Source organism: Kitasatospora sp. MBT66, from assembly GCF_000710405.2.
GTDB lineage: Bacteria > Actinomycetota > Actinomycetes > Streptomycetales > Streptomycetaceae > Kitasatospora > Kitasatospora purpeofusca.
This window is the reverse complement of record NZ_JAIY01000003.1, coordinates 211,426-237,901: the sequence shown is the minus strand read 5'-3', so window position 1 is coordinate 237,901 and position 26,476 is coordinate 211,426. Positions and strand designations below refer to the sequence as shown.

At 72.2% G+C, this 26,476-nt stretch carries 28 protein-coding genes and 2 pseudogenes; 16 read left to right on the top strand and 14 right to left on the bottom strand.

All coding sequences use genetic code 11. The features are described 5' to 3' along the window. Positions 1-8 precede the first annotated feature (8 nt). The 5 genes from BI06_RS03010 to BI06_RS03000 all read right to left on the bottom strand — a co-directional run bounded on the left by BI06_RS03010 (position 9) and on the right by BI06_RS03000 (position 3,007). On the bottom strand, positions 9-1,151 hold the full coding sequence (locus tag BI06_RS03010) for a methyltransferase domain-containing protein (protein ID WP_043464854.1): 1,143 nt from the start codon (positions 1,149-1,151) through the stop codon (positions 9-11). Beyond that, the gene (locus BI06_RS54610) at positions 1,148-1,282 is read right to left on the bottom strand and encodes a hypothetical protein (protein ID WP_255360179.1); all 135 of its coding nucleotides are present in this window, start codon (positions 1,280-1,282) and stop codon (positions 1,148-1,150) included. Before BI06_RS54610 ends, BI06_RS03010 begins: the two co-directional genes overlap by 4 nt. Before the next feature lie 193 nt (positions 1,283-1,475). Next, complete coding sequence (locus BI06_RS50235) at positions 1,476-1,628, bottom strand: hypothetical protein (protein WP_158516372.1); 153 nt, start codon at positions 1,626-1,628, stop codon at positions 1,476-1,478. Then, positions 1,625-2,065: an ATP-binding protein gene (locus tag BI06_RS03005; protein ID WP_051740163.1), complete on the bottom strand. Its 441-nt coding sequence runs from the start codon at positions 2,063-2,065 to the stop codon at positions 1,625-1,627. Before BI06_RS03005 ends, BI06_RS50235 begins: the two co-directional genes overlap by 4 nt. A 162-nt stretch (positions 2,066-2,227) precedes the next feature. Then, positions 2,228-3,007, bottom strand: a complete 780-nt coding sequence (locus tag BI06_RS03000; protein WP_043464851.1) for a GntR family transcriptional regulator — start codon at positions 3,005-3,007, stop codon at positions 2,228-2,230. Between the two features lie 17 nt (positions 3,008-3,024). Here BI06_RS03000 and BI06_RS02995 point away from each other — a divergent pair, with 17 nt between their 5' ends. The 8 genes and pseudogenes from BI06_RS02995 to BI06_RS45850 all read left to right on the top strand — a co-directional run. Further along, entirely contained in the window at positions 3,025-3,492 is a 468-nt protein-coding gene (locus tag BI06_RS02995; RefSeq protein WP_082558230.1) for an NUDIX domain-containing protein, read from the top strand. A 100-nt stretch (positions 3,493-3,592) separates the two neighbouring features. Then, positions 3,593-4,168 (top strand): HD family hydrolase, encoded by a 576-nt coding sequence (locus BI06_RS02990; protein ID WP_043464845.1) that lies wholly within the window; start codon positions 3,593-3,595, stop codon positions 4,166-4,168. Positions 4,169-4,355: 187 nt separating this feature from the next. Next, positions 4,356-4,916 (top strand): GNAT family N-acetyltransferase, encoded by a 561-nt coding sequence (locus tag BI06_RS02985; protein WP_043464843.1) that lies wholly within the window; start codon positions 4,356-4,358, stop codon positions 4,914-4,916. Between the two features lie 108 nt (positions 4,917-5,024). After that, positions 5,025-5,567 (top strand): GNAT family N-acetyltransferase, encoded by a 543-nt coding sequence (locus BI06_RS02980; protein WP_055731103.1) that lies wholly within the window; start codon positions 5,025-5,027, stop codon positions 5,565-5,567. 98 nt (positions 5,568-5,665) lie between these two features. Next, positions 5,666-6,193 (top strand): GNAT family N-acetyltransferase, encoded by a 528-nt coding sequence (locus BI06_RS02975; protein ID WP_043464841.1) that lies wholly within the window; start codon positions 5,666-5,668, stop codon positions 6,191-6,193. 46 nt (positions 6,194-6,239) lie between these two features. Next, the gene (locus tag BI06_RS02970) at positions 6,240-6,821 is read left to right on the top strand and encodes an HD family hydrolase (protein WP_043464839.1); all 582 of its coding nucleotides are present in this window, start codon (positions 6,240-6,242) and stop codon (positions 6,819-6,821) included. A gap of 272 nt (positions 6,822-7,093) precedes the next feature. Further along, positions 7,094-7,171 (top strand): annotated as a pseudogene (locus BI06_RS53125) (NUDIX hydrolase); the annotation flags it as partial. Then, positions 7,167-7,709, top strand: a pseudogene (locus BI06_RS45850) (HD family hydrolase); the annotation flags it as partial. The pseudogenes BI06_RS53125 and BI06_RS45850, both read left to right, overlap by 5 nt. Before the next feature lie 122 nt (positions 7,710-7,831). Here BI06_RS45850 and BI06_RS55380 read toward each other — a convergent pair. Beyond that, positions 7,832-8,173: an SHOCT domain-containing protein gene (locus BI06_RS55380; protein ID WP_369826054.1), complete on the bottom strand. Its 342-nt coding sequence runs from the start codon at positions 8,171-8,173 to the stop codon at positions 7,832-7,834. A gap of 655 nt (positions 8,174-8,828) precedes the next feature. After that, positions 8,829-10,661: an NAD-binding protein gene (locus BI06_RS02965; RefSeq protein WP_043464837.1), complete on the bottom strand. Its 1,833-nt coding sequence runs from the start codon at positions 10,659-10,661 to the stop codon at positions 8,829-8,831. A 164-nt stretch (positions 10,662-10,825) separates the two neighbouring features. On the opposite strand from BI06_RS02965, the gene BI06_RS02960 reads away from it, so the two are divergent. After that, positions 10,826-11,425 carry an HdeD family acid-resistance protein gene (locus tag BI06_RS02960; RefSeq protein WP_233289985.1) on the top strand — a complete coding sequence of 200 codons (600 nt, stop codon included), beginning with the start codon at positions 10,826-10,828 and terminating at the stop codon, positions 11,423-11,425. A gap of 82 nt (positions 11,426-11,507) precedes the next feature. Next, positions 11,508-11,858: a cupin domain-containing protein gene (locus BI06_RS02955; RefSeq protein WP_043464835.1), complete on the top strand. Its 351-nt coding sequence runs from the start codon at positions 11,508-11,510 to the stop codon at positions 11,856-11,858. 26 nt (positions 11,859-11,884) lie between these two features. On the opposite strand, the gene BI06_RS02950 is transcribed toward BI06_RS02955, so the two are convergent. Continuing rightward, positions 11,885-13,324, bottom strand: a complete 1,440-nt coding sequence (locus tag BI06_RS02950) for a CoA transferase (RefSeq protein ID WP_082558228.1) — start codon at positions 13,322-13,324, stop codon at positions 11,885-11,887. A gap of 95 nt (positions 13,325-13,419) precedes the next feature. Then, on the bottom strand, positions 13,420-14,793 hold the full coding sequence (locus BI06_RS02945; protein ID WP_082558227.1) for a cytochrome P450: 1,374 nt from the start codon (positions 14,791-14,793) through the stop codon (positions 13,420-13,422). Between the two features lie 330 nt (positions 14,794-15,123). Between BI06_RS02945 and BI06_RS02940 the strand changes: the two genes are divergently transcribed. After that, positions 15,124-15,975 carry a hypothetical protein gene (locus BI06_RS02940; RefSeq protein ID WP_043464830.1) on the top strand — a complete coding sequence of 284 codons (852 nt, stop codon included), beginning with the start codon at positions 15,124-15,126 and terminating at the stop codon, positions 15,973-15,975. Between the two features lie 466 nt (positions 15,976-16,441). Here the strand turns inward: BI06_RS02940 and BI06_RS02935 are convergent, their stop codons facing one another. Then, positions 16,442-16,774 (bottom strand): zf-HC2 domain-containing protein, encoded by a 333-nt coding sequence (locus BI06_RS02935; protein ID WP_051740161.1) that lies wholly within the window; start codon positions 16,772-16,774, stop codon positions 16,442-16,444. 55 nt (positions 16,775-16,829) lie between these two features. On the opposite strand from BI06_RS02935, the gene BI06_RS02930 reads away from it, so the two are divergent. The 4 genes from BI06_RS02930 to BI06_RS02915 all read left to right on the top strand — a co-directional run bounded on the left by BI06_RS02930 (position 16,830) and on the right by BI06_RS02915 (position 21,679). Beyond that, complete coding sequence (locus BI06_RS02930) at positions 16,830-17,417, top strand: sigma-70 family RNA polymerase sigma factor (RefSeq protein WP_051740160.1); 588 nt, start codon at positions 16,830-16,832, stop codon at positions 17,415-17,417. A gap of 273 nt (positions 17,418-17,690) precedes the next feature. Next, positions 17,691-19,145 (top strand): MFS transporter, encoded by a 1,455-nt coding sequence (locus tag BI06_RS02925; RefSeq protein WP_051740159.1) that lies wholly within the window; start codon positions 17,691-17,693, stop codon positions 19,143-19,145. A gap of 56 nt (positions 19,146-19,201) precedes the next feature. Continuing rightward, the gene (locus BI06_RS02920) at positions 19,202-20,563 is read left to right on the top strand and encodes a cytochrome P450 (protein ID WP_078879642.1); all 1,362 of its coding nucleotides are present in this window, start codon (positions 19,202-19,204) and stop codon (positions 20,561-20,563) included. Positions 20,564-20,680: 117 nt separating this feature from the next. After that, positions 20,681-21,679 (top strand): L-tyrosine/L-tryptophan isonitrile synthase family protein, encoded by a 999-nt coding sequence (locus BI06_RS02915; RefSeq protein WP_078879641.1) that lies wholly within the window; start codon positions 20,681-20,683, stop codon positions 21,677-21,679. Here the strand turns inward: BI06_RS02915 and BI06_RS02910 are convergent. The 3 genes from BI06_RS02910 to BI06_RS02900 form a co-directional block, all read right to left on the bottom strand. Beyond that, the gene (locus tag BI06_RS02910; protein WP_078879640.1) at positions 21,664-22,623 is read right to left on the bottom strand and encodes an ABC transporter ATP-binding protein; all 960 of its coding nucleotides are present in this window, start codon (positions 22,621-22,623) and stop codon (positions 21,664-21,666) included. The genes BI06_RS02915 and BI06_RS02910 overlap by 16 nt on opposite strands. Then, entirely contained in the window at positions 22,620-23,654 is a 1,035-nt protein-coding gene (locus BI06_RS02905) for an iron ABC transporter permease (protein ID WP_037778995.1), read from the bottom strand. The genes BI06_RS02910 and BI06_RS02905 overlap by 4 nt, the downstream gene beginning before the upstream one ends. Before the next feature lie 123 nt (positions 23,655-23,777). Then, positions 23,778-24,869, bottom strand: coding sequence for an ABC transporter substrate-binding protein (locus BI06_RS02900; protein ID WP_043464822.1), 1,092 nt, complete (start codon positions 24,867-24,869; stop codon positions 23,778-23,780). A 215-nt stretch (positions 24,870-25,084) separates the two neighbouring features. Between BI06_RS02900 and BI06_RS02895 the strand changes: the two genes are divergently transcribed. After that, a complete protein-coding gene (locus BI06_RS02895) occupies positions 25,085-25,861 on the top strand; it encodes a helical backbone metal receptor (protein ID WP_233290036.1) in 777 nt (258 codons plus the stop codon). Between the two features lie 99 nt (positions 25,862-25,960). On the opposite strand, the gene BI06_RS49160 is transcribed toward BI06_RS02895, so the two are convergent. Next, the coding region (locus BI06_RS49160) for a hypothetical protein (RefSeq protein WP_043464817.1) at positions 25,961-26,476 on the bottom strand (516 nt) is incomplete at its 5' end.

The following is a 26,476-nucleotide window of genomic DNA, read 5'->3' as shown; positions in this document are numbered from 1 at the left end:
CGTGCTGCTCAACCCCACTGCCGCACGGACTTGGTGGGATCGTCCAGCCAAGGCCCCTGCCCGTCGGCCCGGACCGTCCACCCGAACCGCTCCGGCCCGGGCCTCCCCTGCTCGTTCCACCAGCGGTGGGCCGCCTCCACCTCGTCCCAGAGCCGGCGCGGACCGTACTGCCGCACCCGTCCCTCGGGATCGACGGCAGCCCAGGAACGAGCGTCGGTGGTCGCCACCCAGAGGCGGGCGGCGTCCTCCTCCCACGCGGTCCACACATCGCCGAGACGGAGGCCGAGGGCGAAGCGGGCCTCCCACTGGTCCCCGATGACGTGCTGGGGATCGAAGAACGTCCGGCTCTCCTCGGGTACGTGGTCGTCGCGTACGACGTCACGGAAGATCCGCAGGTCCTGGCGCTGGGTGCGCATCAGCATGAACGCCGAATGGGGGCTGAACCGGCCCTCTGCCCCGTCCTCTTCGACGGTGAGCTTCAGCAGCCCCCAACAGATCACCGGGCTGTCCCACGGCGTGAGGAGGATGCCGCCGGGCTCGGTCTGCTCGATCCATTCCCACGGCACCCGGCGGACGGAGCAGGTCGAAAGGATCCGGTCGTAGGGCGCCCGGCGCCTCCAGCCGTCGGCGCCGTCGCCGTGGACCACCTCGGCGCCGAGGCCGGCCGCGTTCAGGGACGCCCACGCCTGCCGGGCGACCTCCGCGTCGATCTCCACCGAGACGACGCTCCCGGGCCCGAGCCGGTACGCGAGCAGCGCGGCGTTCCAACCGGTGCCGGTGCCGACCTCCAGCACCCGCATGCCCGGCCGTACGTCGAGGTCCCGGAGCATCCGCACGACGACCGAGGGCGCCGAGGCGGAGGACGAGGGCCAGGGGTCGGACGACTCCCGGCCGTCGTTGACCTGGGTGACGATCGGCACGTCGGCGTAGGCCGCCCCGAACCAGCGCCGGTCGTCGCTGCCGAGGTCGCACGGCTCATAGCCGCCGGTGCCGTCCGCCAGCCAGACCCGGTCGGGGAGGAAACGATGGCGCGGCACCGCCTCGATCGCCTCCCGCCATTCACTGGGGACGGGCCCGCCGAGCGCTTCGCCGACGGCCCGGAGCAGGCCGCGCACGGCGGCCTGCTCCGGTCGAAACACGGAGTCCGTCACTTCTTGTCGTCGTCCTTCCGATGCTTGGGCTCGGGCATCGGCCCCGAGCCGTCGGGCGACGGCTTGGCGGTACCGGGGTCCTTCTTGCCCCCGTGCTTGCCGTTGCTGTCCTTGTCAGTTCCCCAGGCCATGGGTGCTCCTTGCGAGTTGGGACGGTTGGGTGACGGTGACGGCTACCGGTCCGGCGGCCGAGGCGTGGGCGGGTTCGCGGGCTTGGGCTTCGGAGGATTCGGGTCGGCGATGAACACAGCAGGACTCCTTTCGAGTTGAGGAAGGCGCATTCGATTCCCCGCCTGTGCCGCCGATGCGGCGGCACAGGCGGAGTCAGTGGGAACGGCTGATCAACACCAGGGCCGCGACGAGAACATGGAAGGCCGCCGCCAGCGAGACCCCGTACGCGACCCAGACCCGGACGGGATTGAGGAGCCGAGAGAAGTCGTCGGAATCGAAGTCGTCGTCCGGCGGCTGCCCGCTCACCGCGCGATCGTCAGATCGGCGTGAACGACCTTCCCGGCCGGTTCGACGGTTGCACCCCACCGGCCGCGGGTGAGGCGATCCACCAGGGCCAGTCCCCGGTGGCACTCCTCGTCGACGGAAGCGCGGATCAGCACCGGCAGAATGCACGAGCCGTCGCGCACCGCGATACGCACCGCGCCCTGCGAGACATGCCGAACGGACACCGTCATCTGCTGTCTGCACCCGGTCTTAGCGGCATTGGTCACCAGCTCACTGGTAATCAGCACACCGGAATCGATCAACCGGCCCAGCCCCCACTCAGCCAGTGTGTCCCGAACGAAGCGACGAGCACGACCCGCCGACTCCGGCCGGTAGGGCAACAAGATCTCGGCCTCCGACGGGACAAAGTTCGGTGCGGCGCCAGTCGGCGCATGAGTCTCCATCAGGAACTTCTGCATGGGAGCTCCAAGGTGTTGGCCTGTACGGCCATCTCCTCTAGATGAGGTGCTGCCATGCACTCATGTACAAGAGTGCATGGCAGAAGAGTGCCCGACTCCTATACATGAGTCAACCCATCGCGAGCCGGAGCCTCGCGATGGGTTGACTAAACTGATTGTCAGTCAGTCATCGGCAGAGAAGCGGTAGTCCAGGACGAACTGGTCGGCGGCCATGACCGTGTCGCACACCTCCAGCACTCGACCGTTCTCGCCCACGGCATCGCGAACGAGATGGAGCACCGGCGCGCCAGGGCTCAGAGCAAGCGCCTTGGCTTCGGACTTGGTTGCGAGCCTGGCCCGGACAGTCTCGGTGAACTCAGCAAGCGTGTGTCCATGCTCCTCAAGTCGCGCATAAATTCCACCGCCGCCGGGATTCTCCGCAAAGATCTCCGGGATGTCCTTGACCACATCCCAGGGCAGGTAGGACGTGGCCTCCTCGGTCGGAACACCATCCCGAAAGTACCGACGCTTGCGTGCCAGAACCTGCGTACCGACGGGAAGGCCGAGGCGCGAGGCGATCTCCTGAGGCACCGACGTGGGGCCGACGAACAACACGGTCACGGACGGAACGCCACCCGAGGTCTCTGCCTCCGCAAGGTATGCGGCCTTACCCGCCTTCCTGTGGGAACGACGGAACCGATCCGCAGACTTCCGCTGGACCGGCGGACGGGAACGGACGAACGAGCCGCGTCCATGGTGCGTCTCGATCAGCTGAGCCGTACGGAGTTCGGCGATGGCCTTGCGCACGGTTCCGGATGCAACTCCGTACCGCTGCATGAGTTCGGCCTCGCTGGGCAGAGTCGCGCCAGGAGCCAGAGCACCCGATGCGATCTGCGCGGTGAGGTCAGCCGCGATCTGCAAGTACTTCGCTGTGGCCGACGAGGCCACGTCATCATTCGCCATAGTCCTTCAAGGCTCCTATTCTCCTGCACATGAGTAACAGCGCCGGGAAGCCTCAGTCAACGCCACTCCACTCGGTTTCCGTCGCCGGGGTGGTGGTCCGGCAGGACGGGCGGGTGCTGGCGATCCGGCGGGCGGACAACGGGACTTGGGAGCCGCCGGGTGGAGTCCTTGAGGTGGCGGAGGGCTTCGAGGACGGTGTACGGCGCGAGGTGTTCGAGGAGACCGGGATCAAGGTCGCTGTCGAGCGGCTGGCCGGTGTCTACAAGAACGTGAGCCGCGGAATCGTCGCCCTGGTCTTCCGCTGCGTCCCGGAAAGCGGAAGCGAACAGCTCTCCGCCGAGTCAACCGCCGTCGACTGGCTCACGCCGGAGGAAGTGTCCGAGCGGATGGCCGAGGTGTACGCCGTGCGCGTCCTGGACGCGCTCCGAAGTGACCTGGCGCCGGCCGTACGCGTGCACGACGGCCGACGCCTGCTGGGTGGGTAGGGACACATACATGCCGCACGGCTCGACCGAGCCGTCCAGTAGACCGACCTGTAGATACGGTCTCCGAGCAGGCGGCTACAGCGTTTGAGAGAGGGCGGTCATGGCGGACGACCAAGGGCTGAAGGGCACGACGGGGTACCTCTTCGAGGCGGGGATGCCGAAGCGGGCGAAGCGGTCGGGCTGGTGGATCGCCGGTGTGAAGGACCCCGAGACGATTGCCGAACACTCCTTCCGTACTGGTGTCGTCAGCGCGGTGCTCGCGATGATGGAGGGCGCCGACCCGGCGAAGGTCGCGCTGCTCTGCCTCTTCCACGACACGCAGGAGACGCGCGTCGGCGATATTCCGCACATCGGGCGGCGGTACGTCACCGCCGCGTCCAACGAGGAGGTCACGGCCGACCAGGTCAGCGCCGCTCATCCCGCCGTCGCGGCAGGGATCCGGGCAGTCGTCGAGGAGTACGAGAACGGAGAGAGCCTGGAGGTGGTTGTTGCCCACGATGCCGACAAGCTCGAATGCCTGATCCAAGCGGTCGAATACCGCGAGCAGGGCTACCAGAACGTCCAACCGTGGATCGACAGCAGCCTCGCCCGCCTCAAGACGGAGTCGGCCCGGCAACTCGCCGAGTCGGCGCTCAGCATGTCTTCCCTCGAATGGCAGAAGGTCTACCTGGGGTAGCCGGTAGTGAGCTTCAGAAGCCGTAGCCTGCCTATTCCTCACCGCGCTGCTGGATCGGTGTCGTGCGGACTGAGAGGCCACGGGAGATTTTCGGTAGCGCGGGAAGTCGGACCCCCCGACTTCCCGCGCTACGGCCGGAGCAGTCAACGAACGAGCTCGGAGTTTCGGCGCAGAGGCGGAGGATCGCATGACTATGACGGTTCGGCTCCTCGGTGGCGAGCAGACTGCCCAACTGGAGACACAGCTGAAGGCGGTCTTCGCCGAAGCGTTCGTAGAGCCTCCTTACGGTGAGGGGCCAGCGGATGTGGAGCGGGCCTTCCGGCGATTCCGATCGCAGGTACGACGGCGTGGGTTCCGGGCGGCGATCGCGTTCGACGGCGAGGATGTCATCGGAATGGCCTACGGCTACCCGCTCTCGGCGAATACCCGCTGGTGGAACACCCTGACCGATGCCGTGCCGGACGAGCTTCGTCACGAGGACGGACACCGAACCTTCGGCCTGTTCGAACTGGCGGTCCGGCCCGGGTGGCGGCGCCTGGGCGCCGCCACCCGCATGCACCGCGTTCTCGTCGACGGCCTCGACCAAGCACGGGTGATGCTGAACACCCGCCCGGAGGCCGTAGCCGCCCAGGCCGCCTACCTCTCGTGGGGCTACCAGCGGGTGGGATCGGCCGTCCCGTGGGAGGGCGCGGCCCGCCACGACGTGATGATTCTCGACCTGACAAGCAGTTCGGAGCCGGTGAGGTGATTGGCCACGCCTCGGCCGGGTTCGGGCAAAGGTGGCCGGCGTCGGCCTACTGGTGACGACAGCCTTCGTGGAACGCTACGACGTCACCGTCACATGAGGAGCAGCGCCGTGGCCATCACCCCGACCATCAGTTATCACACTGCCAAAGGTCTCTCCCTCATCGAACAGCAGCTCGTCGACGTCTATGCCGAGGTCTATGCGGAGGAGGCCACAATTGACCCGTTCTTCTCGGTCGAGCGGTTCGCGGAACGCCTTCGGGCTCATGCTCGCGGGCCGCGCTGGGGATGCGCTCTCGGAGAGATCGACGGCCACGCCGTCGGATACGCCTACGGCTTCGCCCGCACCGCGGCCTACCGATGGAACGGTCTGATCAGCCCGGCGCCGATCGAACTACTGGAAGAGACCGACGACCGCACCTTCGCACTGTGCGAGGTCATGGTCCGTGCAAGCTGGCGTGGAACCGGTGTCGCGCACACGCTGCACGAGGCGCTGCTGTCCCAACGGACCGAAGCCCGGTCGCACCTACTGGTAGAAGAGGAACACCCGAAGGTGCGGGCACTGTACGAGCGCTGGGGCTACACCTGGATGGGCTCCATGCAGCCCTATCCCGACTCGCCCCGCTACGACTCCATGTTCCGTCCGATCGCGTAACCGGGAACTCGTCAACGGGCCCGGGGATGCCGGACAGCAGTCAGGTATTCGAACGTCGGCGAGCGAGAGAGCGGGGCGACCGATGCCGGGACCACCGAATGGAGCCGAAGGTGATCGAGCTACGTCACTACCAGCAGGACGCACTGCCCGAGGGCTTCCGCCAGGTGCTGCTCGACGTCCACGCGGACGCCTACGCGGCCGAGTTGGTCACGGACGAATTCGTGCAACGCTTCCCCTGGTTCGTCGATCACTGGACGAGCTTGACGGGCTTCGCCTGCGTCGTCGCCTACAACGGCGACGAACCGGTCGGCTGCGCCTACGGGGCACCACTGGCCGCCGGCCGGGAGTGGTGGCGCGAACACATCGCCGTCCCCCCTCAGCGGTGTGCCACCTTCGGGTTCTCCGAGCTGATGGTCCGTCCGGCCTGGCGAAGGGCGGGAATCTCGGAGCAGCTCCAGTCCGCGTTGATCGACAACCGGCCCGAGGACCTCGCCGTGCTCCTCGTCGACCCCGACCACCCCAAGGTGCAGCAGCTCTACGAATCCTGGGGCTACACCCCGGTCGGCTTCAGGCAGCCCTTCCCGGACTCACCCCGCTTCGCCGTCATGCTCCGCACACTCAGGTAGCAGCGTGCGGACCGGCACGACCCATTTCACCGAGAGGAGTCCGAGGGTGTCCGATGATCTGTCCTCGGTGGCGCGGTTCCTGTTCGAGGCCGGGACGCTCAAGCACACCAAGCGCACGGGCTGGTGGATGGCCGGCGTCCGCGATCCCGAGTCGGTCGCCGAACACTCGTGGCGGACCTCGCTGCTCGCCTCGATCATCGCCAGGCTCGAAGGGGCGGATCCCGCACGGGCGGCCTTCCTCGCCACCTGGCACGACGTCGCCGAGACGAGGACCGGCGACGTCAACTACGTCGGGAAGAAGTACGCGACCAGCGCCGACCCGAAGGCGGTCACGGCCGACCAAATCGCCGGCATGCCCGAAGTCCTCGCATCTACGGTGCGGGACCTCATCGCCGAGCACGAAGGCAAGGAGTCGCCCGAGGCGATCTGCGCCCGGGATGCCGACAAGCTGGAGTGCCTGATCCAGGGCGTCGAGTACCTGGCCCAGGGCTACGCGAACGCCCAACGCTGGATCGACAACAGCTACGGGCGACTGACCACGAAGACCGCCAAGGATCTCGCCGACGCCATCCTGGCAACCGACTCCCTCGACTGGCTCCGCCACGCCCTCGGGGAGAAGCCCAGCTGATTCGCCTCTCAAGTCGAGGATCGCGCGACCGTGACGGTTCGGCTCCTCGGCGACAACAAACTGATCTGGCGAGTAGACCGGATCCGGCGAGGTGATCGGCGAGTTGGAACGCTCGGAGGTACGGGAGCAGTGCGAGCCCCAGACCGCAGCTTGATCGTTTCCCGGCCGCCCTTTTCGGAAGGGCGGCCGGGACAATGAACGACAGCCAGGCGCAGCAGTCCGTCTCCGTGGCAGGTGAGGCGGACGTCACGGTGCCGTCGCCACTGCACTCGGTGTCCGTCGCCGGGGTGGTGGTGCGGGCGGACGGGCGGGTGCTGGCGATCCGGCGGGCGGACAACGGGGCTTGGGACCCTCAAGCACACCAAGCGCACGGGCTGGTGGATGGCAGGAGTCCGGGATCCCGAGTCGGTGGCCGAACACTCCTGGCGGACCTCGCTGCTCGCGTCGATCGTCGCCAGGCTCGAAGGAGCCGATCCCGCACGAGCAGCGTTCCTCGCCACCTGGCACGATGTCGCGGAGACGCGGAGACCCGGACCGGTGACATCAACTACGTCGGGAAGAAGTACTCGTCCGACGCCGATCCGGAGGCGGTCACTGCGGACCAAGTGGCCGGCTTGCCGGAGTCCTTGGGCATCGACCGTGCGGAATCTCATCGCCGAGTGCGAGGACAGGGATCACCCGAGGCCGTCTGCGCCCGCGACGCCGACAAGTTGGGGTGCCCATCCAGGGTGTCGAGTACCTGGCCCAGGGCTACGCGAACGCCCAGCGCTGGATCGACAACGCTACGGAAGACTGATCACGAAGACCGCCAAGGATCTCGCCGACGCCGTTCTGGTAGCCGAATCCCTCGACTGGCTCCGCCACGCTCTCTGGGAGAAGCCGAGCTAATTGGACCGTACTTACTGTCAATTCGCCTGGACAACTACCCACAGGCAGAAGTGAATTGACTTCACATCTTGGCCAGCCCGGGAGGACTTCCTCCGAGGACCAGGCTGAGCATCACCACCGGATCAGACGCTACGGATGATCTCTTGCCGTTGAGCCTGAAACTCTTCCTCGGTGATGAGGTCCTGGTCCCGGAGGTCCTTGAGCTCCCGGAGCCGAGCAGCGCGGTCCGCGGGCCTCTGCCCCGTCGGCGCCGGCGGATATTGCGGGGGCGCCAAGTGCTGGGGCGGGACCGGATACGGCGAGGGACCAGGGTGCGGCGGTGGCGGGACCGGCTGAACATACTGAGGTTGCGGTCCGGGGTGCGGCTGAGGCTGGTATGGGTACTGCGGCGGCTGGACCGGATACGGCTGGGCGCTCACCTGAACATTATGCTGCACGACAGGTGCTGCGGACTCGTGGAGCATCTGCATATGGCCGCAGGCCCGGCACTTACGCGCCATCAGTTCCGATATGCCAAAGGTCATGGTCGCCGCTCCCGCGCGACCCGCAGCACGACCCATGTTGCCAACCACTGAGCCGGTGCACTTCGAGCAATTTTGGCAGCCCGTCTGGACTCTTGTCGCCATCGGTACATCCTCGGGGCCGTCACGGTGTCCGGGGCTCGGCGGGCCGCTGACAGACCCTGGACAGGAACCATCAAGACCTGCACGCGCAAGCCACGATGCTAGACCGTCAAGTGCGGCGCGTGGAGGGAAATGCCGATACCACCCCGTCGGGCACGCCTGTGGCGCGGCCAGGCCCTCCGATGCGAACTACCGGCTGCCTGGTCGCTGAGGCCTCCCGACCTGGCCCACCGGCCCATGGCATCCCCTGGCGGTCACCGACGATCGCCACGGCTGCTGTTCTGATCTGGACGACAGCGGGAGGCGAGTGGGTCGTTTCGCACAGGCGGTGGAGCGGTCGGGCGGACGGGCGAAACGGGGCCTTCGAACCACAGTGCGGGTTCTGGACGCGCTCCGGGACCCTGTCGCCGGCCCTTCGGGCACACGACGGCCGACGCGTGTTGGGAGGGCGGTGCTCCCCGAGTACGGGAAGTCGGCGTGGCCGACTTCCCGTGGCTCAGGTGTTCTCCACCAGAGTCGTGTTGAGGCGGGCGAGGCCGCTGCGGGTGGCGGCCACGACGATGCTGTCGCCCGGTTCGAGGGTGCGGGTGCGGTCGGCGTAGTTCCAGTGGTAGAGCTTCGGGTTGCGGGCCATGCGGACGGCGAGTACCCGCACGCCGCCGGTGTCCTCCAGGTCGTGGCGGTTGAGGCCGATCAGGCCGGTGCCGAGTTCGGCGGGGAGTTCGGCGATCAGCAGGACGTGGCGGAAGACCGAGAGGGTGCCCAGCACCTCGCGGCCCATCAGGGCGGCGGCGAAGGCGGGGGCCGCAAGGTACGAGGTGGAGCGCGAGACGACGTTGTCCAGGGTGGCGTAGACGTGGCTGGCGAAGGAGTCGTCGAAGAGGCGCAGCACCACGCGGACGTCGGGCCGGACGGCGCGGGCCTCCAGCGCCGCCTCCAGGTTGGTGGCGTCGTCGCCGCTGACGGCGACGACCGCGCGGCTGTGCTTGAGGCGGGCGCGGCGCAACTGCTCGGCGAGGGGACCGTCGTCGACGACGACCGGGACGCCGAGGGCGCGGACGGCGGAGATGCCGCGGGCCTGGGGGTCGCTCTCCAGGCCGACCACCGGAACGCCCAACCCGTGGAGCTGGGCGACCACCCGGGTGCCGACGTTGCCGAGGCCGACCACGACGACGTGGTCGCGGGTGCCCGCGCCGGGGCTGCGGTGCTGGCCGCGGCGGCCCGAGGCGAGCACCTCGACCATGATGGCGGTGGCGACCGGTGCGAAGGTGATGCCGCAGAAGGTGATCACCACCTGGGCGATCCGCTGCCAGGTGCCGCCGGTGCCGCTGCCGTCGCCCGTGCCGGGCTGGTCCGGCTGGGCGGCGCCGGCGAGGTCGAGCAGGGAGGCGTAGAGGGACCAGGCGAAGTCCCCGTTGAGGTACCAGAGCAGGCCGAAGGCGAACAGCACGGCGGCCAGGGCGGTGATCAGCACCACCCGGAGGCGGGCGCTGGTGAAGAAGCGCAGGGTGTCGAGGAGGCGCCAGCGCAGCCGCCGCCACCAGGGGATCCGGACCGCGGGTTCGCTGGGCAGGGTCTGGAGCGCCGCGACACCCCCGGTGGCGGGGGACGGTTCGTCGGGGGCGGAGGCGGGGGCGGCTTCGGTGGCGCGGCGGGCCTCGGTCGCGGAGCGGATCGGGCCGCCGTCGCCGAATTCGCCGGCCAGGCGGACGAAGGAGGCGGAGTCGCCCTCCTGGTCGGGCAGCAGGCGGATCCGGCCGAGGTCCTGGCGGTCGATGCGGTCGGCGACCACGCAGATCCGGTCGGCGGCTATGTCGTCGTCGTAGGCGATGTGCAGGAAGCGGTCGCCGACCTGGACGGAGTTGGGCCGGGACAGGGCGGCGTCGGCGAAGGCCGGGGCGGCGGTGGCGGAGCCGGAGAGCGCGGTGCCGTTCCTCAGCAGCCGCTCGATGTTGGAGCCGAGCCGCTGGTTGAACATCCGCAGCACGATGCGGATCCCGGGGTTGTGCCCCTGGGCGGACAGCGCGGCGTGGATGTTCTCCTGGTCGCTGCCGTCGACGAGGGCGATGCCGCGCGCGGTCTCGACCCGGACGGCGCGCAGTGCTTCCTCGGTGACGCTGGTGTACTCGACGACGGCGGCGACGCCGTCCAGCTGCTCGATCCGGGGTGCGTGGTCGCGGGTGCGGTCCGGGACGAGGACGACGACCGGTACTTCGTAGTGCTCGACGAGTTCGAGGACCAGGCGGTGGGCGAGCGCGTTGCCGCCGCAGACGATGTAGTGCTGACCGATCGGCTCGACCGGAGGGGTCCCCCACCCTTCAGAAGTCATATCGACGGATCTTATCGACGGTTAGTGAGGGTGAGGTGACGTTCGGGAAACCCCGGGGGAAATCCGCCCGGTCCCCCGAACGGACGCACCCGGCGGGCAGGTCGCGCCGTGGGCGGTGATCGTGGGGAACGCCGTCCGCCGCCCGCACTCCAGGAGGATGCCCCGTGGTCTCCCCGATCATCACTCCCGACGGTTCCCCGGTCCGGGGTCCGCTAGGGATGCTCGCCAAGGCCGCCTGGCAGGTGCTGCTGCTCGCCGGGCTGGTCTCGCTCGCGCTCGGGATCGTCGTGTTCGTCTGGCCCAAGCAGACGCTGATGGTGGTCGGCGTGCTGTTCGGCCTCTACCTGCTGGTCATCGGCATCGTCCAGCTGGTCGCCGCGTTCGGTACCCACGCCAGCACCGCGATGCGGGTGCTGGCGTTCATCAGCGGGGCCATCTGCGTGCTGCTCGGTCTGCTGTGCTTCCGCAGCGCGGTGCAGTCGCTGCTGCTGCTGGCGATCTGGATCGGCATCGGCTGGCTGTTCCGCGGCATCACGCAGCTGGTCGCCGCGATCTCGGACGAGACGATGCCGGCCCGCGGCTGGCAGGCCTTCGCCGGCGCCGCGAACACGCTGGCCGGTGTGCTGCTGATGGTCTGGCCGGTCGGCTCGATCAAGGCGCTGACGGTGCTGGCCGGGTGCTGGCTGCTGTTCCTGGGTCTGGTCGAGATCGTGACGGCCCTCCAGGTGCGCAGCTCGGCGAAGCAGATCCCGTCCGGCGTCTGACAGCGGGACAGCGGACGGCCGAGGGAGTCCGGGGATGTGGTCGTAGGATCGGATGTTTTCCGAATCTTGCGAGGAGTCCCTCTTGGAGCTGTTCCGCTTCGACCGTGCGGAGAAGGTCGTCGACCGCTTCGACAGTACGGGTGCCACCGCCACCCGCGTCGCCGCCGGCGCGGGGAGCGTCCATGTGACCTGTCTGGCCGTCGAAGCCGGCGGGACCATCGGCACCCATCCGGCACCGGTGGACCAGCTCTTCCTGGTGATCGCGGGCGAGGGCTGGGTCGCGGGGCCGGACGGGCACCGGGTCCCGGTCACGGCCGGCGACGGGGTCCGCTGGAGTCCTGGTGAGGAGCACACGTCCGGCACCGATCACGGCCTCACCGCCCTCGCCCTGGAGGGCCCGGGCCTGGAGCTGTTCACCCCCGGGCCGGGCTGATCCCTCCGGGTCGACGGCCGACCGGGTCAGCGCCAGACCGCCGCGTCCTTGCCCCAGCGCCCCGGCGGGCGGGACCAGTTCGTCGGGGTGCCCGCGTAGCCGAGGGGCGGGCGGGCGTGGCGGAGCCGGCCGTAGTCCGGCGAGTCGGTGTCGGTGATCCACCGGGCGGGGTCGTAGGGCTCGTCGTTCGGCAGGACGTGCGGGTCGGCGGTGGGGGCGATGCCCTGCAGCAGCCAGGAGGCGGTGCCGGCCAGGGAGTAGCGCAGATGGCGGCTCCCCGGGCGGCCGGTGCGCTGCTCGGTGAGGGCGCGCAGGACCCCGGCGGCGATCAGGTAGCCGGTACCGTGGTCGAGGGCCTGGGCGGGCAGCACACCGGGGCGGCCGTCGGCTCCGGCCTCGACGGCGGCGATGCCGCAGCCCGCCTGGACCAGGCTGTCGAAGCCGCGGCGTCCACTCCACGGGCCGGTCCAGCCCCAGGCGTTCAGTTCGACGGCCACCAGGCCCGGCCGGCGGGCGAGCAGTTCGTCGGCGGCCAGGCCGTACGCGTCCAGGGCGCCGGGGCGGTAGGCGCTGACGAGGACGTCGGCGGTGGCGAGCAGCTCCTCGAAGACGGCCCGGTCGGTCGGAACGGCGAGGTCGAGGCGGGTGGAGCGCTTGCCGAAGCCGGTGTCGGCATGGGCGTCCTCGGCCTCGGGCATCCGCGGCGGGTCGACCCGCAGCACGTCGGCGCCGAGCAGGGCGAGGGTGCGGGTGGCGACCGGTCCGGCGATCACCCGGGTGAGGTCGAGGACGCGGATCCCGGCGGCGGGCAGCTCGGCGGGGGCCAGCGGGCGGGGCGCGGCCGCGTCGACGGTCCGGCGCTCGACCAGCGGCAGGACCAGCTCCCGGGGCGGGGCGACCGCGACGGCGAGCGCCCCCGCCGTGTACGCGCGCTCCTGAACGGCGGCGGCCGGCTGCTCGCGCAGTGCGGCGGCGAGCCGTTCGGGCCCGGTGTCGGCGGGCAGGCCGAGGGCGGTGAGCAGCCGGTCCCGGTGGTGGGGGTAGTTGGCGTGGGTGCGCAGCCAGCCGTCGGCGGTCTGCCAAAAGCCCGACAGCGGCGCGAAGCTGACCGGGGCGCGGCCGTCGATCCGCAGGTGGCGTTCGCTGACGAAGGCCGTGGCGACCGCGCCCTGGTCGATCCGGACCTCGGGCACCGGGCCGCCGGAGCGCTGCGCGGCGAGTTCGGCGGCGGCCAGCGAGCAGGCGGCGACGGTGGCCCGGGCCAGCCGCCGCACGGGCAGCCGGGAGGGCAGCACCGCGTCCGGTCCGTGGAAGGAGACCCGGTCCAGCAGCGCGGCCGGTCCGCCGAGCGCGGTCCAGGCGTCGGCGGTGGGCCCGTCGACGCCGGACGGCAGCGGGTCGGCAGCGGCGGGGGTCGGGGCGGGGGCCGGTGTGGAGGCCGGGGCGGGGAGCGAACGGTCGGTCATATCGGCATTCTGCTCGGCGGGCCGGGCGGCCCGCAGTGACGGCCACCACCTTCCGACGTGGGCCGGCGGAGGGCGGTCGGCGGGAGCCCGGCGGGTCAGAAGGTGAACCGGAGCGCACGGACCCGGTGGTCGAAGCTGGAGGGCGCGAGTTCCGGTTCGCCGACCGACCGGGCCTCCGGGAGCCGGGTGAACAGCTCCCGGTAGAGCACCTTCATCTCCTGCCGGGCGAGGTGCGCGCCGAGGCAGTAGTGCGGCCCGCCCCCGCCGAAGCCGAGGTGGGGATTGGGGGTGCGGGTGATGTCGAAGGCCTCGGGGTCGGCGAACACGGTCTCGTCGTGGTTGGCGGAGCCGTAGTAGAGCACCACCTTCTCGCCCGCCCGCAGCAGCGGCCCGTCCGGTCCGCCGAGCCGGTGGTCGACGGCCAGGGTGCGGCGGAACTGGATGATCGGCGTGGAGTGGCGGACGATCTCGTCGACCGCGCCGCCGAGGTGCCGGTCGAGGTCGCCGAGCAGCAGGGCGCGCTGGCCGGGGTGGACGGTGAGCAGGTGGAGGCCGTGCGCGAGGGCGTTGCGGGTGGTCTCGACACCGGCGACGAGCAGGAGGGAGAAGAAGGCGCCGAGTTCGCGGCCGGTGAGGCGGCGGCCGTCGACGTCGGCGGTGACCAGGGCGGAGATCAGGTCGTCGGCGGGGCGGCGGCGGCGCTCCCGGCCGAGGGCGGCGACCATGCCCTGCATCCGGGCCAGCGCCCGCAGTCCGCGGCCGGGCGTCCGGAGGCGTTCGCGCAGCGGGCGCGCGACGCCGGTGTGCTCGGAGGCGTGGTTGACCTGGTCGAGGATGGCGCGGCGGATTTCGGCCGGAATGCCCATCATGTCGCAGATCACCCGGAAGGGGAGTTCGGCGGCCACCGCGTTGACGAAGTCCCGGGGACGCTCGTGCTCGACCCGGTCGACGAGTTCGGTGGCGACCCGGCGGATGTCCTCCTCCACCCGGGAGAGCAGGCGCGGGGTGAAGGCGCGGGAGACGATCCGGCGCAGCTGGGCGTGCCGGGGGTCGTCCAGGTTCACCATCGAGTCGCCGAACAGGAGGCGGACCCAGCGGGCGGGTTCGGGGGTGGTGACGCCCGGTCCGCTGAGGAAGACGCCGGGGGTGCGGCTGGCCTCGACCACGTCGGCGTACCGGACCAGGGCATGGAAGCCCTGGTCGCGGCCGCCCCGGCCCTGGCCGGCGCCGAAGCGGGCGGGGACGGGGAGGCGGCGCAGTTCGGCGAAGGCGGCGGCGCGGGCCGGGGCGGGCAGCCGCCAGAAGGCCGGATCCGCGAGGTCGACGCCCTCGGGCCGGTCGACGGCGGACCCCGGGCCGCTGTCCGCGGCCCCGGCCCGGGCGTCCGTCCCGGGCCGGCCGTCCGCGGCCGCTCCGGCCGCCGCGCCGCTGGTCGTGGTCGCGCCGGCATCGGATGCGGTGGTGCCCATCCCGGGCCTCCTGTCCCTGTCGGTCCCGTGTGTGCAAGGTCACATTCAGTACGTATCGGAACGAAGCTGTCAAACCGATATGACGGCATGAATAGCATCTTCCGGGACCAGTCGGGCGCCGGTCGGCGCTCCGCCCCGTCCCGCACCGTCGGGATCCGGCCACCGCGCGACAACCCTCCCGCACCACCCTCCCCAGCGGCCCCGGAGGCGTCGGTGCCCGAACGGCCTGCCTCCCCGGGGCCCTCCCGAGGTGCCCGGACGTGCCGTCACAGGGGTGGAACCGGCCAATAGCGGAGGGTGCGGTACTGGTCGGCGGAGGCGGGTGCGACGATGAGTGTCATCGTGATGACCGACCGGATCCGCTCGCTGCGCGCCGTGGTCTTCGCCGCGCTCTGCGTGGCGCTGGCCGCCACGGCGCACGTCTCCATGTCCGGTTCCGGGGTTTCGGCCCCCGTCCTCGCCGGCGCGTTCGGTCTCACCCTCGGCCTCACCTGGCTGCTGGCCGGCCGGCGACGCGGGCTCACGGTGATCAGCCTCTGGATGGTGGCGGCGCAGACCGCCCTGCACCTGACCTTCGAACAGGCGGGCTCGCTGTTCTCCGGTGGCGGCGCGAGCCTTGCTCCGCCGACGGACTGGGCCTCGCTGCTGCTGTGCAATCCGGACTCGACACCCACCGGGCTGACGCCGGACGACCTGGCCGTGATGGCCGGGCTCGACCCGGACGTCCCGCCGGCCGGGGTCGAGGCCGCGACCGCCGCGCACCACGCGCACGGCGCGGCGTCGACGTCGGGTCTCCCGTCGGGGTCGGGCACGGGCCTGACCAGCCAGAACATGACCGGTCAGGGTACGGGCGGCCACGGCGCGGTCGGTCACGACATGGCCGCGCACGGCATGTCCACCGGCATGATCGCCGCCCACGTGCTCGCCGCGCTCGCGTGCGCGCTGCTGCTGTGGCGCGGCGAGACGGCGCTGGTGCGGCTGTTCGACCTGCTCGGCGCGCTGGGCACGGTACTGGCCGGGGCACTGCTGACGCCGCTGCTGGCCCTGTTCGGCCGACCCGCCGGCTACCGGCCACCGGGAGCGCCGAGACCCGTCGGCCGTCGGACCCGGCTGCCGCGGCTGGTGCTGCTCTCGCACGCCCTGGTGAGGCGTGGGCCGCCCCGCGCCGCGTTCGCCCGCTGACGCGCCCTCCGCCTCCCGGACACCACCGGTGTCCCCCGCGCGGTGGGCAGGTCGCCCCGCGCCGCAGCCGCGCCGCCGGGTACCGCCGCCCGTCCCGGACGACACCGACCGACCGCGAACCACCGCACCGCCGTGCCGTCGTACCGCACCGCCCCGCCCCGCGCCCTTCGCCGGGTACCGGGACCGGGAACGGGACCGACGGCCACCGACGGCGGCGGAGGACGCCGACGGCCGGGCGACCCAGGGGACGGCGCGCCGCCGGTACCGACGGACGCCGCCCGCGCGACCGGGGCCCGGGCCCGTGTGCGCCGACCGTCCTGCCGTTCCGCCGGCCGGGGCTCCGGACGCGCGGCCGCCCACCGATGCCGACGGTTCCGCCCGCAGCGGGACCGCACCCCCGTTCTCCCCTCGGGACTCCTCCATGTCTCACTTCGACGGCGCACCGGTCCGAACCGGCGCCACCGTCCTACCGCGTCCGCCCGCCGTCCCCCTGCCCGGGGCGGCCCTCCTGCTCGTCGGCGACCGCGTCCGCCGCCGGGTCGGCGACCTCGCCCTCGGGCTCCCCGGCACCCGCCGGCTCCACGCCGAGGCGGGTGAGGAGCCCCGCCGTCCACTCCGCCGACGGGTCGCCGCCGGTCCGGTCCGCGAGCAGCGGTCCGCGCAGCCGCTCCGCCCGCTCCAGCCAGTCCCGGCAGACCGCGCAGCGCGCGACGTGCTTGTCCAGTCGACGGTCCGGCACACCGGCCGGCTCACCGTCGAGGCGGGCGGACAGAGCGGTACGGAGTTGCTCGCATCTCATATGACCATCGTCCCGCACCTTCTCCCAGGTGGGACCGTCCGGGTGGGAGGCCGCCGTGGATGACGAGCAGCTGACCGCCCTCGCCCTGGCCGCCCGCGAGGGGCGGTCCGCCGACGTCGAGGCCTTCGTCCGGGCCACCCAGCGGGACGTGTGGCGGTTCGTCGCCCACCTCACCGACGTGCAGTCCGCCGACGACCTCGCCCAGGAGACCTTCCTGCGCGCACTGCGCAGCCTGCCCGGGTTCGCCGGACGCTCCTCGGCCCGCACCTGGCTGCTGTCGATCGCCCGCCGGACCGTCATCGACCGCTACCGCACCGCCGCCGCCCGTCCGCGCTGCGCGGCGCTGCCCGACTGGCAGGAGGCCGCGGAACGGCAGGGCACCACCCCCGCCGCGGGCTTCGAGGACGGCGTGGCGCTCGACGACCTGCTGGACCGGGTGCCCGCGCAGCGGCGGGAGGCCTTCGTGCTCACCCAGGTGGTCGGGCTGAGCTACGCCGAGGCCGCCGAGGTGGCCGGCTGCCCGGTCGGCACCGTCCGCTCCCGGGTCGCCCGGGCGCGCGAGGAACTGATCGCCCGCCTGCGGGCCGCCGAGGCCGGCGAGCCGGTCCCGGGCGCGGCCGCGGAACTGGCGGCCGCCTGCTGAGGGCGGGTGCGACGACCGCCGGACGGCGGGTGGTGGATCCCGGGATCCGCCACCCGCCGTCCGGCGTTCGTGCGACCGGGTCCGGAAGGCCGGCGGCGCGCCAGGAGGACGGACCTCTTCCACCGGGCAGGATCGGCCACGGTGGGCATGATCCGGCCAAGCCTTAAAAATCCCCCACCTGTTCGGAACTGGAGCCGGGGTGTCTCCGACTGCTGTACCGGACGCCGCCGCCGAGGTGGTGTCCGGACAGCACGGGGGAACGGAGGATGACCCATGGCAGCGCACCAGTCGCCCGCCACCAGTACGTCGGGTGACAGCCCGGTCCGGTCGGAGGACCGGTGGAGCCTGGTCTTCGCCGCAGGGCTGATCTCCTTCGTCGCGATGCTCGACATGAACGTGGTCAACCTCGCGCTCACCGACATCGCGGACGCCCTCGACGTGTCTCGGACCACCGCCCAGTGGGCCGTGCTCGGCTACCAGCTCCCCCTGGTGGCCCTGCTGCTGCCCGCCGGACGGTGGCTGGACCAGGTCGGCCTGCGCGCCGCCCTGCTGCTGTCGGTCTCCTGCTTCGCGCTCTGCAGCGCGCTGGCCGCCGTCGCGCCCTGGGCCAGCTGGCTGATCGCCGCCCGGCTCGCCCAAGGGGCCTTCGGTGCCGTGCTGTTCGTCCTGATGCCGGTCCTCGCGGCCACCGCCGTCCGCCCCGAGCTGCGCGGCCGCGCGATGAGCGTGCCCGCCACGCTGGGCCCGCTGGGCGCCGTCCTCGGCCCGGTCGTCGGCGGCCTGCTGCTCGACCACGTCGGCTGGCGGGCGATCTTCCTGGTCAAGCTGCCGATCTGCCTGGCCGCCTGGCTGATCGCCCGCAAGGACGCCCCGCGCGGCGGCAAGCAGCTGCGGCTGCCCGACCGCGCCTCGCTCGGCGACGCCGCGCTGATCGGCTCGGCGGTCGCCGCCGTGCTGCTCGGCCTCACCCTGGCCCCGGACGCGCCGCTCTGGCTGCTGCTCACGCTGCCCTCCGTGCCGCTGGTGCTGTTCTGGCTGCGCCGCCCCGGCGGGCGGCCCGTCGCCGGGGTGCTGCGCGCCTCCGGCACCGCCGCCGTCAACGGCTCGGTACTGGCCCTCGCGGCCGGCTTCGCCGCCAACCACTACCTGCTCGCCCAGTACCTGCGCCGCGACGACGGCGAGAGCGCCACCAACACCGCGCTCACCATGCTGGCGTTCCCGCTCGGCATGGTGCTGGCCGGCCGCTTCGGCGGACGGCTCGCGGACCGCTGGGGCGCCCGCCCGACGGCGCTGACCGGCGCCGCCGTGACCGCGCTCGGCCTGCTGCTGCTCGTCCCGGTCGACACCGACTGGTCCACCCTGGACATCGCCTGGCGGCTCGCGGTGGCCGGCGTCGGCATGGGACTCAACGGCGGCCCGGTCCAGGCCCTGGTGATGAGCTCCGCCCCGCCCGACCAGCTCGCCACCGCCGGCTCGGCCGTCCAACTGGCCCGCAGCCTCGGCTTCGCGCTCGGCCCCGCGCTGGGCACCGCCGCCACGCTCTACGGCACCACCGAGGTCGCCGGCATCCGGGCCGGGCTCACCCTGGCCGGCACCGCCGCCGCCCTCGCCGTCGGACTACTGACCCTGCACCACCGCAACAACCGCACCAAGGACGCCGCCGCCGGCGGCAGCACCGGCAGCGGGAGCACCACCGGAACCGACCGGACGATCCGCAGCCGCGTGTGACCCATCGTCGCACCTCCCCCTACGCACGGCAGATCCTTACCGGAGGAACAACCGCAATGACCGACACCGTCCACGACCCGACCGCGGCGGGCGAGACTCCCGACGGGCCGCGCTGCCCGTTCGGGTACGACGAACTTCCCGATCCGGTACCGCTGTTCGGACCGGAGTACAAGAGCGACCCGTACCCGCTGTACCGGCAGATGCGGGCCGCGGGCCCCGTCCACCGGGTGACCTTCCCGAGCGGCGTCGGCGCCTGGCTGGTCACCGGCTACAAGGCGGCCCACGCGGCGCTCAACGACCCCAGGCTCGGCAAGAACCACTCACTGGGCAACGAGGACTGGCGCAAGCTCGCCTCGATCATGCCGGAGCCGCAGCACTCCCAGCTCCAGGTGCACCTGCTGCACCAGGACCCGCCGAAGCACACGACGATGCGCAAGCTCGTCCTGGACGCCTTCGCCCCGCGCCGGGTGGAGTCGCTGCGCCCGCGCATCCAGGAGCTCGCCGACGCCCTGATCGACGAACTCCCGCCGACCGCCCCGGCCGGCGGCACCGACCTGGTCGAGGGCTTCGCGGCCCACTTCCCGTTCCGGGTGCTGGCGGCCGTGATCGGCCTGCCCCAGGAACTCGCGGTGCGCTTCGACCGCGACTGGGGCAAGGTCGTGCAACCGGTCGGCCCGCAGGACCCGGGCCGACCGGCGTACGAGGGCCGACTGCACGGCCTCCAGGGCTACATCGCCGACGTGGTCGCCCACAAGCGCGCCACCTACGACCCCGCCGGGCCCGACGTGGACCTGCTCGGCCGGCTCGTCGCCGCCTGCGACGCCGGCGAGCTGAGCCCCGAGGAGCTCGCCTCCATGGTGTTCCAGCTGCTGGTCGCCGGCCAGGAGCCGGTCACCAACCAGATCACCACCATGCTGATCACCCTGCTGCGCCACCCGGACCAGCTGGACCGGCTGCGCGCCAGCCTCGACCCGGACGAGCCCGTCGCCGAGCCGGGCCTGCTCACCCGGGCGATCGAGGAACTCCTCCGCTACGACGGCGCGTTCGAGCTCACCACCTGGCGGTTCTTCGGAGCCGACAGCGACCTGCACGGCACCACCGTGCCGGCCGGGGACTCGGTGATCGTCTCGCTCGGCGCCGCCAACCGCGACGAGGAGCAGTTCCCGGACACCGACGTCCTGGACTTCGACCGCTCCCCCAACGCCCATCTGGCCTTCGGCCACGGCATCCACTTCTGCCCCGGTGCCGCCCTGGCCCGCGCCGAACTCCAGATCGCCGTCGGCACCCTGCTCACCCGGCTGCCCGGGCTGCGCCCGTCGGTCGCCGACGGCGAGGAGATCGACTCGCTCGCCTGGGTGCCCGCCGTCCTCGCCCGCGGGGTGAACCGGCTCCCGGTCGCCTACGACCGGCGGCACTGACGACCCCCCGAGGACGCAACGACGCGTCTCCCCGCACCACCGCAGCGTCCCGGCGAACACCGCCGGGGCGTGGCTCCGCCTGCCCGAAGCCCGTACACCGTTCCGTGGAGGACAACCATGCCGCCCGCCGGCACCACCGTCACCAGTGACTCCCAGGCCGACAGCAACGAGAGCACCGGCACCGCGTACACCGCCCCGGACCAGCAGACCGTGGCCCGGCTCTCCGCCGAGATCCTCGACCTGCTGCTGCCGCACCGCCGCGCGTCCGATCCGGACGCCGAGGCGATACCCGCCGACTTCCCGCTCCAGCTGGAGCAGTTGGCGGACTTCATCACCGCCGGGGACCAGATCCTGTTCACCCTGCCCGGCTTCCCCTGCAAGTCGCCCAACCTCGCCAAGGTGCTCAGCCACCTGCCCGACGAGGGCGAGCGGCTGTCGCTCACCTTCCTCAACCGGCTCGCCGAGGACATCGGCAAGATCTACGAGCCCGGTGCCAAGATCCTGATCTGCTCCGACGGCCACATCTTCGGCGACCTCATCCACGTCCCGGACGACCACATCGACCAGTACTCCGACGAGCTGTCCGCGCTGATCGAGCGCGAGGGCCTGACCAACCTCGACACCTTCGACCTGCGGGCCGTGCTCGGCGACCTGCCCTTCGACGAGAAGCGCGCCCGGGTGCACGCCAAGTACGCTCCCACCAAGGAGGAGCTGCGCGAGCAGGTGCTGACCGACGAGGAGACCGCCAAGCTCTATCGCGGCATCACCCGCTTCCTCACCGAGGACACCTTCGGCTGGACCGGCACCAAGTCCGCCCTCCAGAAGGACTGCCGCCAGCGCGCCTACGGCGTCATCCAGCGCAGCCGCGCCTGGGGCGACCTGATCGCCGAGCAGCACCCCCGCTCGTTCCGGCTCTCCATCCACCCGCAGAAGGTCGGCGTGCTGAAGTTCGGCATCCGGCTGCTGGAGCACACGGACATGTGGATGACCCCGTGGCACTCCTCGGTGCTGCACCGCCCGGACGGCGAGTGGGAGCTGATCCGCAGCGCGGAGGCGGCGAAGGTCGGCCGGCTGGTCGAGCGCAACGGCCGCCCGAGCCACTACGAGACCTCCTGACGTTCGACGGAGGCCGGGGCGGGGAGACCGGCGGGGACGGTGACTCCGGTGACTTCGGTGACCGGCACCACCGGGGGCGGGGCGATCACGCCTGCCCTCGTACCCGCGGCACCCCCCGCCCCCCTGCCCGACGGCGGCGCGACCGGACCCGGCACCCCCGGGTCCGGCGCGCCGACCGGCGCACGGTGGTCGAACGCGATCAACGGGTCCCCCGTGAGCGGGTGTTCGATCACCGCCGCCCGCACCCCGAACACCTCCGCGAGCAGCTCCGCGGTCAGCACCTCCCGCGGTTCCCCGGAGGCGACCAGCGTGCCCCGGTGCAGCACATGCAGCCGGTCGCACACCGAGGCCGCCGCGTTCAGGTCGTGCAGCGCGACCAGGGTGGTCCGGCGCTGCTCCCGCAGCAGCGCCAGAAGCTCCACCTGGTGCCGGACGTCCAGGTGGTTGGTCGGCTCGTCCAGCACCAGGACGTCCGGCTGCTGCGCCAACGCCCGTGCCAGCAGCACCCGTTGCCGCTCCCCGCCGGAGAGCTGGGCGAACCCCCGGTCCGGCGCGTGCGCCATGCCGACCCGGGTCAGCGCCTCGGCCACCAGCCGGTGGTCCTCGGCGTCGTCCTTGGCGAACGCCCGCTTGTACGGCGTCCGGCCCATCGCGACCACCTCGCGCACGGTCAACTCGAAGTCGCCGCCGCGCTCCTGGGGCAGCGCCCCGATGTGCCGGGCCGACTGCGCCGGACTCAGCTCCGACAACTCCCGCCCGGCCAGCAGCACCCGCCCGGCACTCGGCCGCAGATGCCGGTAGACGGTGCGCAGCAGACTGGACTTGCCGCTGCCGTTGGGACCGACCAGGCCGGCGATCTCGCCCTCCTTGGCGACCAGGTGGACACCGGCCACCACGGTCCGCCCGGCGAGGGAGACACTCAGGTCTTCGACGGCGATTCTCAATTCCGCTCCAGTCGTCGGTCCAGCAGGTAGAGCAGGGTGGGCGCGCCGAGCAGCGCGGTGACCACGCCGATCGGCACCTCCTGGCCGTCGAGCGCGACCCGGGCGATCAGGTCCACGACGACCAGCAGGACGGCGCCGGTGAGGGCCGACAGCGGCAGCAGCCGCCGGTGGTCGCCCCCGACCAACAGCCGGCACACGTGCGGCACCATCAGGCCGACGAAGCCGATCGCACCGGAGACGGCGACCAGCACCCCGGTGAGCACACTGGTGACGGCGAAGATCTCACGGCGCAGCCGGACCACGTCGACCCCGAGGCCGGCCGCCGTCTCGTCGCCCATCAGCATCGCGTTCAGCCCCCGGGCGCGGCCCTGGAGCAGCACCAGCCCCAGGACCACGGCGGCGGCGGGGACGGCGAGCTGCCCCCAGGTCGCGCCGCTCAGGCTGCCCATCAGCCAGAACAGCACGCCCCTGGTCTGCTGCTCGTCGCCGGTCTGGAGCACCAGATAGCTGGTCAGGCCGGTGAGGAACTGGCCGATGCCGATACCCGCCAGCACCAGGCGCAGCGGGGAGAAGCCGCCGCCGCGCCGGGCCAGCAGCCACACCAGGGAGAACGCGGCCAGCGCGCCGAGGAACGCCGCCACCGAGACGGTCAGCCCGGCGATCCCGCCGACGGTCAGCGACAGGCCCATGCCGGTGCCGAGCACGATCACTCCCACCGCCCCGAGCGAGGCCCCCGAGGAGATGCCGAGCAGGTACGGGTCGGCGAGCGGATTGCGGACCAGCGCCTGCACCGCCGTGCCGACCAGGCCGAGCCCGGCCCCGACCGCCGCCGCCAGCAGCGCGCGCGGGACGCGCAGCTGCCAGACGATGAGGTCGCGGGTGCCGGGCGCCGGGTGCTGCCCGGTGAGCCGCCGGCCGACCACCGACCACACCTCGCCGGGCGGGATGTCCACCGAGCCGAGCGAGACCGCGGCGGTCAGCGCGACCAGCAGCGCGGCGGTGAGCAGCGCGGCGAGCGGGCCGGGGCGCAGCGCCCGGCCCCGCCCCCGGCGCCGGGGGCCGGCGGCGGCCGGGTCGGCGTCGGTGTACGGGTCCGTACCGGAGTCGGGGACGGCCTCCGTGGCGTCCGTGCTGGTGGCGGCGCGGGCCACGGCCTACTGCCCGTTCTTGACGAGCGTCGGGTGGACGGTCGCGGCGATCTGCCGCACGGTGTCGGCGTTGCGGATCCCGGCGATCGTGGTGACCTCGGAGCCGATCCGCAGGAAGTGCCCCTCCTGCACGGCCTTGAGGCCCTGCGTCGCCGGGAAGCCCTTGAGGAACGCCTCGGCCTCGTCGAAGGCCTTGCGGTTGGCGTCCTCGCTGCCCCGGCTGCGCACGGCGAGCTGGATCCAGTCCGGGTTCTTCGCCACCACGTCCTCCCAGGAGACGGGCCGGAAGTCGGCGTCGCAGTCGGAGAACACGTTGCGCGCGCCGGCCAGGGTGATCACCGCGTTGGCGATCTGCTTGCCGCAGACGGCCATCGGTTGCTTTGTACCGGCGTCGAAGTCGAAGAGGAAGTACCCGGGACGCTGCGCCTCCGGTACGGCCGCGGTGGCGTTCTTGACCTCATTGATCTGCTTGTCCATCGCGGCGACCAGTTCCTCGGCGCGGGCCGCCGTCCCGGTGACCGCGCCCAGCCGGCGCACGTCCTCCGCCACCCCGGTCAGATCGGTGCGCGGCCCGGCCGCGGCCTTCGGACCGCTCGCGCAGGCCGTGGAGAGCAGCAGCACGTGCTGCATGCCGACCGCCTTGAGCTCCTCCTCGGTCGGACCGGCACCCGCGGCGCCCATCATCGGCATCGGCCCGAAGGTGTCCACGTAGAGGTCCGCGCCGGAACCCAGCAGCTTCTCCTTGGGGATCAGGGTGTCACCGAGCACCGGCACCTTGGCGCCCTGCTCGGCCACGGCCGCCGGCAGACTGCCCTTCCCGGGCGGGAAGCCCGTCCCGATGACCCGGTCCCCGGCCCCGAGCTGCAGCAGCATCTCCAGACCGGCCGCGTCGGTGGTGACGATCCGCTGCGGTGCCCGGGCGACCGTCGTCTCCTTGCCCGCGCAGTCCGCCACCTTCACCGGAAACGCGCCGGCGGCGGACGCCTGTGCGCTCCCGCCGCCGTTCGTGGTGTCGCCGCTCCCGTCACCGCCGCTGGAACAGCCCGTGGCGAACAGGGCGACGGCTGCCGCGATACCGCAGAAGACGCGAGGGCGCATCAGTAACTCTCCTGGTCAATGGTCGTGCTCGGGTTCGTCCTGTGAACCCGGACCAGGTAGTCGGCCGCTGTGCCCTGCCGGTTCCCGGAACTTTGCCCTCCCGGCCACTGGAGGGCGGTTAGGGTTGCGCGGTGAGTTTCCTTTCCACGGGTGGGGCGCCGGAGGGCGGTGCGGCGGGCCGTCCGGCGGTCGACGATCTCGGGCTGGTCGTGCCGCTGTCCGGGGCCGGTCGTGGTGTCGGGCCGGTGCGGCGGGTGGTGTCGCTGGTGCCCTCGCTCACCGAGGCCGTGGCCGCCACCGCGCCCGGACTGCTGGCCGGAGTCACCGACTGGTGCAGCCACCCCGCCGACCTGGCCGTCCCCCGGATCGGCGGCACCAAGAACCCCGACCCGGCCCGGATCACCGCCCTCGCCCCGGACCTCGTGATCGCCAACGACGAGGAGAACCGCAGGCCCGACCTCGACGCGCTGCGGGCGGCCGGACTGCCGGTCTGGGTCACCGACATCCGCACCCTCGACCAGGCGTTCCACTCCCTGGATCGGCTGCTCACCGTCGGCTGCGGCCTGCCCCGCCCCGCCTGGCTGGACGCCGCCGAGGCCGCCTGGGCCGGGGTCCGGCCGCTGCCCGGCCCCGCCCGCCGGGCGGTCGTGCCGATCTGGCGCCGCCCGTGGATGGTGCTGGGCCACGACACCTTCGCCGGCGACCTGCTGCGCCGCCTCGGCCTGACCCTCCCGCACGCCGAGGACCCGGCCCGGCCGGAACGCTACCCCGCCGTCCCCCTGCCGGAGCTGCTCGCCGGGCGCCCCGACCTGGTCGTCCTGCCCGACGAGCCCTACCGGTTCACCGCCGAGGACGGCCCGGAAGCCTTCCCGGGCATCCCGGCCGCGCTGGTGAGCGGACGCCACCTCACCTGGTACGGGCCGTCACTGGTGGAGGCCCCGGCGGTCCTGGCGGAGCAGCTGCGCCGGGCCCGGCCCGCCGGGGACCGGTAGACCGGGACGGGCGGCAACGACGACACGGCCCCGGGGCGCGGTTCGTGGACCGTGCCTCCGGGGCCGTGCGGTGTTGCGGGTGCTGCCGTGCGATCTGGGTCAGGCGCGGGCGGCGGTGACGGCGGCGCCCAGCGCCTCCTTGATGCGCGGGCCGAGTCGGGCGAAGCCCAGCTCCTTCATCGCCGCGCGGAGCAGCTCCTCGTCACTCCGTCCGACGCCGTCCGCGTCGATCCAGCGCACGACCGCGAGCAGCTCGTCCGCCGAGTAGGCGGTCACCGGCCGACCCGGCGTGAACTCCGGCTTCGCCGGGGGCGCGGCCGCTGCGGTCTCGGCCTCGGCCTCGGCCTCGGCCTCGGTCTCGGTCTCGGTCTCGGTCTCGGTCTCGGCAGCAGGCTCCTCGACGACGGCCGGTGCCTCGGCAACCGGCTCGGCCTCGGCGGCGGGCTCGCTCTCGACGGCCTCGGGCTCGGTGACGACTGCCTCGACGGTCTCGGGCTCGACAGCCTCCGTCTCGGTGACGACTGCCTCGACCTCGACCTCGGCGGGTGCGGGCGCCTCGGCGACGACCTCCACCTCGGGCTCGGCCTCCGCCTCGACGGTCGACTCCGCGACCTC